Origin of the sequence: Providencia sp. PROV080, from assembly GCF_033688105.1 — a bacterium.
Taxonomy (GTDB): Bacteria; Pseudomonadota; Gammaproteobacteria; order Enterobacterales; family Enterobacteriaceae; genus Providencia; species Providencia zhejiangensis.
This window is the reverse complement of record NZ_CP096346.1, coordinates 74,234-88,148: the sequence shown is the minus strand read 5'-3', so window position 1 is coordinate 88,148 and position 13,915 is coordinate 74,234. Positions and strand designations below refer to the sequence as shown.

Here is a 13,915-nt window from a genome sequence, read left to right as displayed (position 1 = left end):
TTCATTTAAGCATTCATTCTCCCCTTCACCTTCACCTTCACCTTCACCTTCAATTATTTTCAATAACTTCATCGATTTATCACTCTGGTATCTTGCTGCTTTTCTCAGTCAAATACCTCATTCATGAATATGTGATTACGTTAAGGTGAGTCTATGTTATTCAAAAATAAATTTGCTTTTGTTCAAGGTGGGTCGAGAGGTATCGGTGCTGCTATCGTCAAACAATTTGCTCAAGCGGGTGCCAGTGTCGCTTTTACCTACGCCTCTTCTGCTGATAAAGCTGAAGCTTTAGTGGCCGAGATTGAACACTTTTCAGGTAATGTGTTGGCAATCAAAGCAAATAGTGCTCATGAAAAAGAAATAAAAGCCGCCATCACACAAGCTGCCAGCACTTTTGGTAGCCTTGATATCTTAGTTAACAACGTTGGTATTTTAGAACTCGGCACGTTGGATAGTTTGTCATTAGAAGCGTTCGATCGTTCCTATTATCTCAATGTTCGTAGCCTGTTTATTGCTAGCCAAGCAGCATTAGAAGTGATGAATAATAATGGGCGTATCATTCATATTGGTAGCATTAACGCACAAAGGATGCCCTTTGAAGGCGGTAGTGCTTATGCAATGAGTAAAGCAGCTATCGTAGGACTGACTAAAGGGATGGCGCGTGATGTCGCTAGTCGAGGTATTACTGTGAATAATATCCAGCCAGGTCCTGTCAACACAGACATGAATCCCGAACAAGGGGAGTTTGCAGAGAGTCTAAAACAGATCATGGCGTTAAAACGTTATGCCAGCGCCGACGAAATCGCAAGTTTTGTCACCTATTTAGCCAGCCCAGCTGCGGCTTATATCACGGGGGCAAACTTAAATATTGATGGTGGATTTAGCATCTAATGGTCTTCACTGTATAAAAAGACGGGGGTTATCTCCCGTCTTGTTACTTAATGAATTTTATTGAAAATCTTTATCGGTATAAAGCGTCGTTGCTTTTACACTTTCAATATTTTTCGTACCACCCAACATCATATTAATGGATAACTCTTTATTCAGTTGCTGAATAACGGAATTCACCCCTTCTGCACCGCCTAAATTTAACCCATATAAAATTGGGCGACCAATCGCGACAACATCAGCACCACTTGCTAACGCTTTAAACACATGGGAACCACGGCGAACACCACTATCAAAAACGATAGGAACACGTTTGTTTACCACTTTTGCAATGGAAGGTAGAACATCAAAAGAAGCAGGGCCACTATCTAGTTGTCGTCCACCATGATTGGATACCCAAATCGCATCTGCCCCCGCCTTAATCACTCTATCTGCATCTTCAGGTGACTGGATCCCTTTCACTATAACAGGTAAGCCAGATAGTTTTTTCACATAAGCAATATCTGCTGGCGTAAAGGCTTGTTTCGCTTGAGCATAAATTTCGCTGATCCCTGCCCCTTTACCTGTTTTCGAACCATCATCATTTTGTTTAGCAAACAGCTCTAAGTTGGCAAAGCCAAGTGGAAATTGGAAGTTATTGCGAATATCATCTTCGCGATACCCACCAACAGGCGAATCCACCGTTAAAATAATCGCTTTGGCACCACTCTCTTTCGCACGTTTCAAGGTAAATTCATTAAACGCATTATTCTTGCTCATATAAAGTTGGAAGAAAAAGGGGCTTTCTCCTGAAACTTCGGCAACTTCTTCAATAGTTTTATTACCATAAGTACTTAGTGAAAAAATTGACCCTGCTTGCGCCATCCCTCTGGCAGTCGCAATTTCACCATCTTGATGAGCTAAACCTTGAGCGGCCATCGGGGCTTGGATAATCGGCGTTTTTAAATCAATTCCTAAAAATTGGGTTGATAAGTCAATATCTTTGATTTCAATACCTTGCATTACTCTTGGCATGATATACTTTCTATCAAAGCTACGGGTATTTTTATCCAGATTCAGCTCATCTTCCGCACCACCTCGAATATAGCCAAAAGCCCCTTTTTCCATGTTTTTTGCAACTTGGTCTTCTAACTCATCTAAGTTGATAATTTTAATCGGGCCTTCTTTAATACTCGCTTGATAATCCACAGCTTGTGCAGCGCCAACGGATAAAGCCAAAGCCACTATCGCCGATGACATCATCGCGATGGGGTGTTTTTTTACTCTCTGTAACATACTCCACCTTTCAATTTATTGTTTGATGGCTTCCGCTTGTATTTTTATCACCACCTCTTTTGCCATTCCCTCTTTTGCAAGGAAATCGACTCCCCATTTTGTACGGTCAATGGTCGTTTCAAAGTCACCACCACAAACATCTGCTTTAAAAATAGGACTGAAATAACAACCGAATTTGGTGGTTTTCAATTGAACGGGATGAGACTGTCCTTTCATGGTTAAAATGCCATCAATCGAAACCGGTTTATTATCCGCAAAGTTCCATCTAGTTGATTTAAACTCGATGGTTGGGTATTTCTCTACTTCTAACATATCAGCGCTCTTAATATGGTTATCAAACGCTGTTAGACCGGTATTTAATGTCTCCGTTGGAATTTTGACATTAATGCTTCCCATGTTTTTTTCTGGGGAATAGCTCATATCACCACTAATGTTGTAGAAACCACCGCTATTCGTGGATGTATTAAAGTGATCAATATAAAAAACGGCTTTAGTATGGGTTGGATCTAACTGATAATTTGCTGCCTGAGCAGTGCCTACGACAAATAGTGAAGCCAGTAATGGCAATACACATTTTTTCATTGAGTACATCCTAATTATTCGTTTTATTTGAATTAATAAAGATAGGTAGCCTCTACTTTCGTAAAGGCTACTGAGCATTCGAGTGAGAAACTCGGCTTAGCGTTCTGAATCTAATTGTTCATTGTTTTTCAAAACGTCTTGAGCTTTCATATAGCTTTCAATGAGCAATTGATATGCAGGAAAAATTTGCGTGTAAGCTTGTGCCCATTCTGCCGCATCTTCGCGATTCCACGTTTTCTGAATTTCAGATGCAACTGCGGCTGTATCCATAGGGACAACACCAGCTTGAACCATGCGTGCTAAAGTAATTTCTTGTGCCATTTTGCTATAAGTACCAGATGCATCAATGACGACAAACACTTGGTAACCATCTGCCACTGCACTAATCGCTGGGAAAGCCATGCAAACACTGGTTATCGTGCCCGCGATAATCAGCTGTTTTTTACCCGTTGCTTTCACTGCTTCAACAAATTCAGGGTTATCCCATGCGTTAATTTCACCGCGACGAGCAATATATTGTGCGTGCGGCGCATTTTGGTGAATTTCAGGGATCAGAGGGCCATTAGGACCTTGTGGGACAGAAGCTGTTGTGATGACAGGCATTTTTGCTAATGAGGCTATTTTTGCAAGAACAGCAGCGCGTGCACGCAGCTCTGTCATTGGCATATCACCAACGGTTTGGAATAAACCGCTTTGGTGATCTATCAATAACATCACGGCATCATCTGGATTAATAACAGGACGCTGCCCATTGAAGTTTGCTGGATTACTCATAATGAAACCTCTTAATCAATAAAATAATGAAATGCTTTTAAACGAGAAATAGAACAATCGCTGCCCCGCTCTCTTGTTATTTACATTAATTCATCGGTTTTTTGTTGAGTAGTCCGGTTTTTAGTAAACACTGTTCTAAAAATAGGATAATAAAAGTCTGATTTATTGTTCTAATAATGAAACAATGAAACCTACTTTTACCACTACTGATCACGAAATCGTGCCCCTATGATAAATACATCAGAATCTATTTTAGGAGTATGACCATGAAAAAGATCATTGGTATTTATAACGCACCGCGCAGCCATTGGGTTGGAGATGGCTTCCCCGTTCGTTCATTGTTTAGCTATAACAATCACGGGAAATATCTCAACCCATTTCTTTTACTTGATAGAGCAGGACCTTTTACATTTCCAAGTTCAGATGCTGAAAACCGTGGTGTTGGAGAACATCCACACAAGGGTTTCGAAACGGTGACTATCGTCTATGATGGTGAGGTTGCACATCATGACTCGACAGGTGAAGGGGGAGTGATTGGTCCTGGAGACGTGCAGTGGATGACAGCGGCATCTGGTATTTTGCACCAAGAGTACCAATCCGATGATTTTATGAAAAATGGGGGCACCCTAGATATGGTGCAGCTGTGGGTCAATTTACCGGCTAAAGATAAATTGGCGACCCCAGGATACCAGCTGTTAAAAAGTAGCCATATTCCCAATATTGTTTTACCTAATGATGCCGGTATCTTACGTGTTATTGCCGGTGATTATTTAGGGAATCAAGGTTCTGCTCGCACGTTTACTCCTCTGGATGTTTGGGATTTGACGCTGAAAAAAGGCAAAACCTTCGGACTACAAACCAAAACAGGCCGTCATGTTGGCCTAGTTATGTTGCATGGTTCACTCATTATTGATGGCCACACAAGTTTAAACGAAGGGGAGCTAATTATCCTCGATGATAGTGATAGCAATATTATCATGGAAGCCACTGAAGAAGCGGTGGTGCTCTTCTTAAGCGGTGAACCTATTGATGAGCCGGTTGTTGGCTATGGCCCATTTGTGATGAATAGCGATAAAGAGATCATTGAAGCAGTTAATGACTTTAATAATGGTAAATTTGGGCGTATACATCAATAACGTTTATCACTCCCCAATGGCATCACTATTGGGGAGTTCTTTTTTACCATAATGAATTATGACGATTTCACCGTAGGTGAAATATTCTCAGCCAAATAATTTAATAACAGTTGAACAGATGGCAATAAACCTTTTCTTGATGGATAAACTGCATGAATAATATCTTCAGGAAAACGCCATTCAGGTAAGATCTCAATCAATGCTCCTGAACTTAGGTCTTTTTCCACCACGCCATAAGGCAATCGAGCAATACCAATTCCCTTTAATGCAGCTTTATACAAGGTCAAAATATCTGTTGTCGCTAATTTGGGGATAAAATGCTGCGTAAAGCTTAAATCATCACTGTTTTTCAGAGTCATCGTATAATTTTGCGAATGCTCAGAATTTGCCAATATTGGATAATTCACTAACTCTTCGGGTTGTTGCAGAGGCTCTTCACCCTTAAATAACAATGGGCTAGCAACCAAAATACGTCGTGAATAACCGAGTACTTTCATCATTAAACCCGAATCATCTAATGGCAACGAACGCACACGCAGCGCGACATCTAGTCCTTCACTGATCACATCAACAGGTCGATTAACCGCTAAGATCTGTACATCGATATCCGGATACTTCACCATAAAATCAACTAATAGATCTTGCAGATACACTTGTAGTAAGGCCACAGGACAAGACAACTTAATGATCCCTTTTGGGTCGGTTTGGACAGAGCAAATCAGCTCCTCAGCGATTTTCGCTTCATCGACCACATTTTTACATTGCTGATAAAAGGTTTGGCCGATTTCAGTCACATGGAACTGACGAGTGGAACGGTAAATTAAGGAAACATTGAGTTTTTTCTCAAGCTCAGCAATACGGCGGCTAAGCTTGGATTTTGGGATACCCAATGCGAGGCCTGCTTGAGAGAATCCACCGTGTTCTATCACTTTGACATAATAATAGAGGTCATTTAAATCATACCGCATTGCCATTCCCTTTTTATTCCAGTCCTATTTATCTTACTGAAAAACGCGAATAAGTCTGCTGAATTTAATCACCTTTTCTTCTCGATAAAGCCCGTTATCCAAACAAATAGTCTCGGCATCGAAACAACTCATCACCTGTTAAACAAAGAAATCCATTAAAGTAGCGAATTAGCAATGGAGGTTTCTATGTACCGCGCACTTTGGGCATTGCTACGCCCTTATCGTTTCACTCTAACATTTGCTCTCATTTTACAGGCCATCGCAGGTATTAGCTCCCTGATCCCTTGGCTTGCAATTAGCCAAGTTGCCTTATCCCCTGTTGAACAAAGAAATACTTGGGTCATTATCGCATTGATTAGTGGGATTTTATGGCTCGTTTGTCAAACAGTTGCCTTATACCTAACCCATCAAACGGATAACCAATTATGCTATCAATTGAGGCTAAAAATACTGGATAAACTTCATCGACTTCCTTTAAGTGAATTCGTGTATTCAGGCAAAGAAGGGATCCAAAAAATGGTGGATCGCGATGTGCGCTTGCTTCATCAACTCACCGCCCACGCGCCGGCCGATTCGGCTCAATTGTTGGTGGTGCCAATAACAGCAACACTGGTCTTATTATGGACCAATTGGGCATTAATGATTTTCTGCCTACTTCCTTTAATCATCACCATTTACCTGTTCCGCCAGCTACGCTCACCACGTTATCAATCGCTATTCACAGCTCGTAACCAAACGATGGGGGATTTATATGCTCAATATGCGGAGTTTGCCGACAACCCATTACTTGCCAGGCAGTATCCAAACCGCGCCATTCAACGGGCGGTGACACAAACGCTTTCCGCCTTTCTAATAGCTTTTAACCACTGGGTCAACAAAATCGGTGCATTCAGTTCGCTAACCCAAATAGGCATGAGCACCACATTACTGACGTTATGGGTGATTATTGGCGCGTTTGTCGTGCCGACATCGGTATCACTGCCGCAAATGGTGTTATTTATTCTTTTGATGCATAGCATTACTGCGCCAATTGCAGCCATGGGTCATGGTGCCGATGCCCTCAACCATGCGGTCGCAGCTTCAGAGCGTATTCGCCATTTTCTTGAGCAACCAGACATGCAGTATGGTGATAAATCACTGCAAGGAGTGCCTTGTTCCATCTATATTCACGATGTTGATTATTGTGTACAGAATAAAACGTTACTCTCTAACCTTAACTTGACCATTCAGCCGGGTCAGCTTATCGCTATTGTAGGTGCATCGGGAGCAGGGAAAAGTACACTTTTACAATTGATGGCGCGATTCCTCGACCCAACTCGTGGCGAATTATACTTTGATACAACGCCTCTCCCTCAATTCTCATTAGCGGGGTTAAACCAGCAAGTATCTATCGTGATGCAAAATACTCAACCGATGCCGTATTCGCTCAAAGAAAATCTACAGTTATTTTCGCCCGATGCAACAGACGTAGAAATCACTGACTACCTTGAAAAATTAAATCTGCTAACGCGGTTTCAGCAATTACCAAAGGGGCTAGACAGTTTAGTTGGTCATGATATCACCTTATCAGGCGGTGAAGCTCAACGTTTAGCCATTGCTCGTGTGCTGCTCTCTAAAGCCCCTATTCTGTTGTTTGATGAGCCAACATCGGCATTAGATCCGCAAAATGCCGAACTCTTTTTCCAGCTATTAAGCCAAGACCCGCGTACTCGCATCTTGATCACTCATGATCTGGCCTCCTTATGTCATGCAGATACGGTGATCTTATTGGAAGAAGGGCAAATTATTGCTCAAGGCACACATCAACAACTCTCTGAACATACTCCCCAATATCAACAGCTACTACATGCATTGGAGGAAACAGCATGATCCGTATGTTCTTAAATACCGTCCGCAGTGCGCTATTATGGATGGTATTCGCTGCTATCTTAGACGGTATTAGCGGACTGCTACTCGTTCCTGTGATCATCAATTGGGGATCCGGTGATATCCGTGCGCTGGTTTGGCTTTTGGTCAGTAGCTTAGCCTCATTAACCGTTGTTTTTATCGCCACTCAGAAAGGCTACCTTGCGGGTGGCATCGTTATGCGCTCGCTTACCTCTGCTTTAATACGCCATCTACCTGTCTCATTAAAACCAATTCCGAGTGCAACAAGTTTAGTTTCTGGGCCAGTCTCCCATGCAATGTCCATCCCTGCCCACTTATTACATCCTATCATTAGCGGAATTGTTACCCCTTTGACCGTGATCTTGGGGGCATGGATTCTGAATTTTTGGCTAGGGGGCATCCTGTTAATGATCGGCTTTATGCTATTCATTGTTTTACGTTTTTCTGCCAAACAGGTGTCATTCTCTGAAAAGCAAGTATCTGTCTCACAGCAGAATGTCATTGATAAATTAGATCACTTTGCCACACACCAACCGTTGTTTCGTAGAGCAGGTATCAGCCAACAGCAACAACAGAGTCTAGAACTGAGTTTGGCTCAGCAATATCAGACACAAAAAGAACTTCAGCGTCGTAGCTTGCCTTTTCATTTACTGTTTTCATTCGCTATTCAGGTGTCCTTTATCGGTTTATTCGCATTAGGCTTATTGGCTGTCAATCATGGAACACTCACACTCTCTATGTGGTTAGCTGCCATGTTGTTATTAGCGCGTTTTATTGAGCCACTCTGGTTGCTTTCCCATTTAGACCAAGCCTTACGCCAAGCTAAAAAATCCCTCAATCAGATTGCTCAAGCATTGGAAACACCTGAGCTTCATTTTGTGCGTTCATCACCAATACCAACTGACAATAGCGTGAGTTGTCATGCCTTGTCTCAGCGCACAGCGGAGGGTAAAACGCGATTAAAGCCGCTAGATTTAACGTTAAAAGCCAATACATTTACGGCTATTGTAGGGGCATCTGGTGCAGGAAAAAGTACTTTGTTGCATCTTTTGGCGCGCTTGCAAGACCCTTCACAAGGCGAAGTCCGGTATGGTAATCAAAATATAGCGCTACTATCACAAGAAGCACTTTGTCGTAAGCGAGGAATATTATTTCAAGATAACCGATTATTTAAAGGCAGCTTACGACAAAATTTAGCGGTTCATTCAGACGAGATTGATGACACATCAATGATTGCGATGCTTCAACAACTCAATATCGATGCAGACCACGCTTTACTCGATGCGGATGTCGGTGCAGGAGGACAACGATTCTCTGGTGGGCAACGACAGCGTTTATGCATTGCGAGGCTACTATTAAGTCGTCCTGATATTATTTTGATGGATGAGCCAACCGCCAGCCTTGATTACATCAATACGGCTTCTGTGATTGAGCAGCTACTCAGAGCCAAACAACAGACACGTATTGTGGTCACTCACCAACCGATGCTAGCCAGCCAAGCGGATCATATTGTTGTGATGGCTTCTGGTGAAATCATTGACCAAGGAACACACGCGGAATTATTCGCCCGTGAGCCTTGGTATCAACAATTTATCGGCGGCCACCTCTAAGCATATTAGCCACGCTTGCCAAATAAGCGATGGCTAAATGCCTCAATTCGACGATGCTCAAGCCTATTTTGCATCGTCAGACTCCAACTTGCAGACAACCCTGCGGCGCCAAGCAAACGCTGATATAGCTCTTCATCAAAGGGGGCATGAAAAGCGATCATAATCGCTTCTTGAACAGAAACATCGCTGTTACGACTTAAGAGCGTTATTGGTGTTGCGGTACTGATTGATCCCGTTTTTATCACTCGGTACAACCAACCACAACGACCATTTTCTTGCATTCTTTGAGCAAAATTTTCAACGCCGGTAAGACCGTTAAGCTTGTAACATGGCGATCGAGGTTGCGTCACTTGAATACGAGCATCACCCCAAGCATAAATATCGCCAATAAAGACATTCTCTTCCGTCATTCCTTGGGTTGAAATATTTTCACCAAACGCTGGCGGAGTGAAAAGAGACTCTAGCTCAGGGTAAGCATTAGTCCAAAATGGGTAGTGCTCTGCCGGATAATGACATAGTGCGCGATCAGGGCCACCATGAAAGCGTTTTTCAGCTTGCTCATCCCCCTCAAGCCCTAATTGCCCCAAGGATAACAAACCATCCACTTGACGCTTATGGATAGCACTCTGACCACACTCTCGTGTCGCTTTGACTTCGCCAATATAGACTTGAGGATGAATTTGCATCGATATCACACCTTAATAATGGCTTTAAATTCAGTAGAACAACAATTATTAGGCGAGATATAGGCTGTTACCCTACCTTGAAAAACTCAGTATAGAACGCCAATATCTCAAACATTGTTTTATAACAAATAATATAGAGAACCACTAACCAAACCAATGAAAACCATGAAAACTTAAACCACTGTAGCAGTGACCATGGGCTAACCAATAGACGATACATCATCATACTTGGTCTGCGTAAAGCGGGCTGATCTCTCGGCCATGCATACCATAAAAGCCCCATAAGGATAAAAATGACCATGGCTTGCGCACCTTGTGCAGGCCCTATATTTAAACCAACTATCAATTCGCGAGCAATACCAAAGAAGGTGATAACAAAGATGGCTAGCACCCCCAAGCTAATCAAAAAGTCACTCATGAGGAAGAGAGTAAATCCCTTTTTTGATCTCGCATGAAACCAAAACATAATATAATCACTAAAAAATAAGTAATATATCATGACCACAGTGACTGCGAGCGTGATGCCTACACTCACGTCGGGTTTAGCGCCTATCACATTTAATAGTAGCCCCCAAAATACACATAAAAAGATACCACGCCAATTGAGCGCTATTCGCCGTTGTTTAATAAATGATAATACCGCGGGATTAAACTTTTCTTTTAACTCAGGATACTCATTCGTCAGCTGAGACACCTGCTGCTCTATCTGCGGAATGAGCTCGGGTATCAAACGGACTTTAAAAGAGACTTTCTCACTTTGACTCGTCAGTATACGCATGGATTCGGCAACCACATAATCGCCATGAACAGCATCAACCTGACACTGTTTCCATGCCCGAGCCACCTCGGTTTGGCGTAGCTGTTCAGTTAATGCGTTTTGAATATAAAACGGAATAATTTGCTCTGAGTTATATTCATCCAGCCGCCAGCCTAATAGAGACGAAACATGTTCCACAATGGCTTCGGTTAAACCTTCTTGCGCTGATAATGCCCATGCAAAATCTTGATGAAATCGCTGCTGTGTTTGCAAACTGCCTTTTTGAGAGACATTTTCCCACAATTCGACTAATTCACGTTTTGCGGCTTTTTCATCAATAATAAACAGCTTCGCAAGCCAATCAATTAACTCTTGGGTATAAGGTATTTCAACAACAGGTAATTCATTGACCGATGGTTGATCGTCATCTAACAATCTATCTGAAAATGGATAAGTCATCCGAATTTCAGGCTGTTCTAGCAGTTGTTGTTCATCATCATTAACCGCGTCTTCATTAACTGATTCTTGATATAAGAGGCTTTCTAAATGAGGCACATCAATGTCTATATTCGCCTGCTCTTTCGCATATTCATCAGCGATAGATTCATCATCAATAGCGTAAGCGGCATATCTTTTTGCCTCCTCAAAAGCTTCACGTAATTGTTGATACTCTTCAGGGTGGCTATCGGGTCGATATTTCTTTACCTGCCGTGCATAAGCACGACGAATTTCCTTTTCATCGTTTGTTTGCTCAATCCCCAATGTTTGCCAAATACTCATTAATGCGAGTCTCCCTCATAACGACTCAAAAATTGTTCCACTTGCTGACGAATAGCGGCGATACGGCGTAAATCTTGGCTATCAAGAGCCCTTTCAAACTCCGTCGTTACTTGATCCATCCAATAACGATCTTCACCCAGCAAAAATTCATACAACCGAGCACAGCGTGACAATAGTATGCGATTCTCTTTTCTATCTCGTGGGTGCTGTTTTAAATCTGCGATTTTTAATAAGCTTTGTTCGATTTGTTGTTCACTCATTTGCCCCGGCACTTTCTCTATCAATAACCGAAATACCTCGGGGTTACCTTGATAACGACACTCAACTTCGAGTAATCCATCAACGGTATAGGTAAATCGGACATCAATATCCACTTCTCCGGCAGGCTTCTGAGGGATATCAATCGTCATTTCACCCAAAAAGACGTTATCTTGGACACGACGCGCTTCCCCTTGATAAATCTTTAATAGAATAATTTTTTGGTTATCTTCAACCGTGCTAACGGTTTGCATCTTGCTCACAGGTAAGAAGGTATTTCGCTCAATTAAAGGTAAAAAATAACCTGACTCATAATAGGCTCCATTTCTTTTTGACGTTTCAATACCCAAAGAAAATGGCATCACATCGGTTAAAATAACATCATCAAGAGCGGTATCAGCCATCACCATACCTGCTTGAACTCCCGCCCCCAACGCAACTGCTTCATCAGGATTGAGGTCATGACGAGGAAAACGACCAAATAGACGAGCGACAGTTTGTCGGATCAGAGGCATGCGGGTTGCACCTCCCACGAGCAAAATATCATCGAGGTCATTAAGGGTGAAACGTGAATCATGCAAGGCTTGTAAGATAGGTTGCTGTAAACGAGTTAATAATGACTGACAACATGTCGTTAGCATTTGCTCCGTCATCGTCCAATGCCAATCTTGTTCATTCCAACGTAAAGAGACGGAGGCTTCTCCGCCTTTGCTCAGCGCTATTTTTAATGCTTCGGCTTGTTCAAGTAAGGGAGCGCGTATCTCAGCTTGGACTTCTTTAAGGGCGGGATGCTGTTTTAACATCCATTGATAAATTTCTTCACTGAAATCATCTCCGCCTAGTCGAACATCACCACTACTCGCACAGACTTCAATCACACCTTCAAACATATCAATGATTGAAACATCAAACGTGCCACCACCGAGGTCAAATGTGAGATATTTATGTTCTTTATTTTCAAGAAGACCAAAAGCAAGGGATGCCGCAGTAGGCTCATTCAATAACCTTAAAACATTGAGCCCAGCCAATTGTCCTGCTGTTTTCACTGCACGTCGTTGCACATCATTAAAATAGGCAGGAACCGTAATCACCGCATCCTTAACGGCATAGCCAAGCCAGGCTTCAACATCTTCTTTTAATTGACGTAGCAATAATGCAGAGAGCTCTTCGGCTCGAAAAGTTTGAGTGCCTAGTGATAATTCCGCGTTAGTGCCCATAAAGCGTTTAAAACTGGCTTGAGTGAGATGGGGATGGCTTTGCAAACGTTTCTGAGCTGATTTACCGACCAATATCTGTTCATTATCATCAAGGCCGATAACTGACGGAGTCAAAACATCGCCTTGCTTATTCGGTATTAAAACGGCTCTTCCCTCAATCCACAAACTGACAGCACTATTACTCGTACCGAGGTCTATTCCCATTACCATATCATTCGCCATTTCATTTCCTTTATGTTCTTTATTTATCATTATCCGCCATTCACTTTATAGACACCAGATGAAATAGAATATCAATATATTAGCCGTATTGATGAGACTGATTATGAATAAAACAAAAAAAATTAAAACGAGACAATACTGAGATTGGTAGGGAAAAGAAGAGGCTAAAAAACAAAAAGGCGCAGCCCTTAAAATAAAGAGCTACGCCAGATAAGTCATGAATCAAATAAGTAAATTATTTGGTTTTCTCAGCGAAGCGTTTAGCCGCTTCATCCCAGTTCACTACAGACCAAAATGCTTTGATGTAGTCAGGGCGACGGTTTTGGAATTTCAGGTAATAAGCGTGTTCCCATACATCCAGACCAATGATTGGGTAGCCTGAAGTACCAGAAATGGCTTCACCCATCAGAGGGCTATCTTGGTTAGCGGTAGAAACGATAGCCAGTTTGCCGTCATCTTTCAGTACTAGCCATGCCCAACCGGAACCGAAACGAGAAGCAGCTGCTTTTTCAAACTGCTCTTTGAATGCATCAACACTACCAAAATCACGCTCAATAGCCGCTTTCAGCTCGCCACCAAGCTCAGTACCTAATTTCAGGCCTTTCCAGAACAAAGTATGGTTTGAGTGCCCACCAGCATTGTTGCGAACAAAAGTACGTTGATCAGCAGGAACTTTATCCAATTGTTGGATCAGATCGTCGATGTCTAAGTTAGCGAGTTCCGGTAATTTTTCTAACGCAGCATTAGTGTTGTTCACATACGTTTGATGATGCTTAGTATGATGGATTTCCATGGTTTGCTTATCAAAATGTGGTTCCAACGCATCATAAGCATAAGGTAAAGCAGGTAATGTATAGCTCATTGTATTTGTCTCC

Annotated in this window: 12 protein-coding genes; 4 read left to right on the top strand and 8 right to left on the bottom strand. The window is 42.2% G+C overall.

The window, feature by feature from the left end:
• The first annotated feature begins 153 nt into the window (after positions 1–153).
• Positions 154–891: a 3-oxoacyl-ACP reductase family protein gene (locus M1F03_RS00355; RefSeq protein ID WP_318840047.1), complete on the top strand. Its 738-nt coding sequence runs from the start codon at positions 154–156 to the stop codon at positions 889–891.
• 57 nt (positions 892–948) lie between these two features.
• Here M1F03_RS00355 and M1F03_RS00350 read toward each other — a convergent pair whose 3' ends face one another.
• The 3 genes from M1F03_RS00350 to M1F03_RS00340 all read right to left on the bottom strand — a co-directional run bounded on the left by M1F03_RS00350 (position 949) and on the right by M1F03_RS00340 (position 3,519).
• Positions 949–2,130, bottom strand: coding sequence for a lactate oxidase (locus M1F03_RS00350; RefSeq protein WP_375097489.1), 1,182 nt, complete (start codon positions 2,128–2,130; stop codon positions 949–951).
• A gap of 48 nt (positions 2,131–2,178) precedes the next feature.
• Positions 2,179–2,745, bottom strand: coding sequence for a YceI family protein (locus M1F03_RS00345; protein ID WP_154621856.1), 567 nt, complete (start codon positions 2,743–2,745; stop codon positions 2,179–2,181).
• A gap of 96 nt (positions 2,746–2,841) precedes the next feature.
• Entirely contained in the window at positions 2,842–3,519 is a 678-nt protein-coding gene (locus M1F03_RS00340) for a hydrolase (RefSeq protein ID WP_004916074.1), read from the bottom strand.
• Positions 3,520–3,785: 266 nt separating this feature from the next.
• Between M1F03_RS00340 and M1F03_RS00335 the strand changes: the two genes are divergently transcribed.
• Positions 3,786–4,655, top strand: a complete 870-nt coding sequence (locus M1F03_RS00335) for a pirin family protein (protein ID WP_154621857.1) — start codon at positions 3,786–3,788, stop codon at positions 4,653–4,655.
• Between the two features lie 56 nt (positions 4,656–4,711).
• On the opposite strand, the gene M1F03_RS00330 is transcribed toward M1F03_RS00335, so the two are convergent.
• On the bottom strand, positions 4,712–5,623 hold the full coding sequence (locus tag M1F03_RS00330; protein ID WP_196713946.1) for a LysR substrate-binding domain-containing protein: 912 nt from the start codon (positions 5,621–5,623) through the stop codon (positions 4,712–4,714).
• Between the two features lie 186 nt (positions 5,624–5,809).
• On the opposite strand from M1F03_RS00330, the gene M1F03_RS00325 reads away from it, so the two are divergent.
• Both M1F03_RS00325 and M1F03_RS00320 read left to right on the top strand, forming a co-directional pair.
• A complete protein-coding gene (locus M1F03_RS00325; RefSeq protein ID WP_251464829.1) occupies positions 5,810–7,492 on the top strand; it encodes an ABC transporter ATP-binding protein in 1,683 nt (560 codons plus the stop codon).
• Positions 7,489–9,120: an ATP-binding cassette domain-containing protein gene (locus M1F03_RS00320; RefSeq protein ID WP_251464828.1), complete on the top strand. Its 1,632-nt coding sequence runs from the start codon at positions 7,489–7,491 to the stop codon at positions 9,118–9,120. Before M1F03_RS00325 ends, M1F03_RS00320 begins: the two co-directional genes overlap by 4 nt.
• Positions 9,121–9,125: 5 nt before the next feature.
• On the opposite strand, the gene yiiM is transcribed toward M1F03_RS00320, so the two are convergent.
• The 4 genes from yiiM to sodA form a co-directional block, all read right to left on the bottom strand.
• Positions 9,126–9,806 (bottom strand): 6-hydroxyaminopurine reductase, encoded by a 681-nt coding sequence (gene yiiM, locus M1F03_RS00315; protein WP_154621861.1) that lies wholly within the window; start codon positions 9,804–9,806, stop codon positions 9,126–9,128.
• Between the two features lie 67 nt (positions 9,807–9,873).
• Complete coding sequence (locus tag M1F03_RS00310; RefSeq protein WP_251464827.1) at positions 9,874–11,343, bottom strand: DnaJ domain-containing protein; 1,470 nt, start codon at positions 11,341–11,343, stop codon at positions 9,874–9,876.
• Positions 11,343–13,040, bottom strand: a complete 1,698-nt coding sequence (locus M1F03_RS00305) for an Hsp70 family protein (RefSeq protein ID WP_154621867.1) — start codon at positions 13,038–13,040, stop codon at positions 11,343–11,345. Before M1F03_RS00305 ends, M1F03_RS00310 begins: the two co-directional genes overlap by 1 nt.
• Positions 13,041–13,275: 235 nt before the next feature.
• On the bottom strand, positions 13,276–13,902 hold the full coding sequence (gene sodA, locus M1F03_RS00300; RefSeq protein ID WP_154621863.1) for a superoxide dismutase [Mn]: 627 nt from the start codon (positions 13,900–13,902) through the stop codon (positions 13,276–13,278).
• Between the last annotated feature and the right edge of the window lie 13 nt (positions 13,903–13,915).

Excerpts from the sequence above, each read along its gene's own strand:
- M1F03_RS00355 (WP_318840047.1), top strand. The coding sequence starts at position 154 with ATGTTATTCAAAAATAAATTTGCTTTTGTTCAAGGTGGGTCGAGAGGT.
- M1F03_RS00350 (WP_375097489.1), bottom strand. The coding sequence starts at position 2,130 with ATGATGTCATCGGCGATAGTGGCTTTGGCTTTATCCGTTGGCGCTGCA.
- M1F03_RS00345 (WP_154621856.1), bottom strand. The coding sequence starts at position 2,745 with ATGAAAAAATGTGTATTGCCATTACTGGCTTCACTATTTGTCGTAGGC.
- M1F03_RS00340 (WP_004916074.1), bottom strand. The coding sequence starts at position 3,519 with ATGAGTAATCCAGCAAACTTCAATGGGCAGCGTCCTGTTATTAATCCA.
- M1F03_RS00335 (WP_154621857.1), top strand. The coding sequence starts at position 3,786 with ATGAAAAAGATCATTGGTATTTATAACGCACCGCGCAGCCATTGGGTT.
- M1F03_RS00330 (WP_196713946.1), bottom strand. The coding sequence starts at position 5,623 with ATGCGGTATGATTTAAATGACCTCTATTATTATGTCAAAGTGATAGAA.
- M1F03_RS00325 (WP_251464829.1), top strand. The coding sequence starts at position 5,810 with ATGTACCGCGCACTTTGGGCATTGCTACGCCCTTATCGTTTCACTCTA.
- M1F03_RS00320 (WP_251464828.1), top strand. The coding sequence starts at position 7,489 with ATGATCCGTATGTTCTTAAATACCGTCCGCAGTGCGCTATTATGGATG.
- yiiM (WP_154621861.1), bottom strand. The coding sequence starts at position 9,806 with ATGCAAATTCATCCTCAAGTCTATATTGGCGAAGTCAAAGCGACACGA.
- M1F03_RS00310 (WP_251464827.1), bottom strand. The coding sequence starts at position 11,343 with ATGAGTATTTGGCAAACATTGGGGATTGAGCAAACAAACGATGAAAAG.
- M1F03_RS00305 (WP_154621867.1), bottom strand. The coding sequence starts at position 13,040 with ATGGCGAATGATATGGTAATGGGAATAGACCTCGGTACGAGTAATAGT.
- sodA (WP_154621863.1), bottom strand. The coding sequence starts at position 13,902 with ATGAGCTATACATTACCTGCTTTACCTTATGCTTATGATGCGTTGGAA.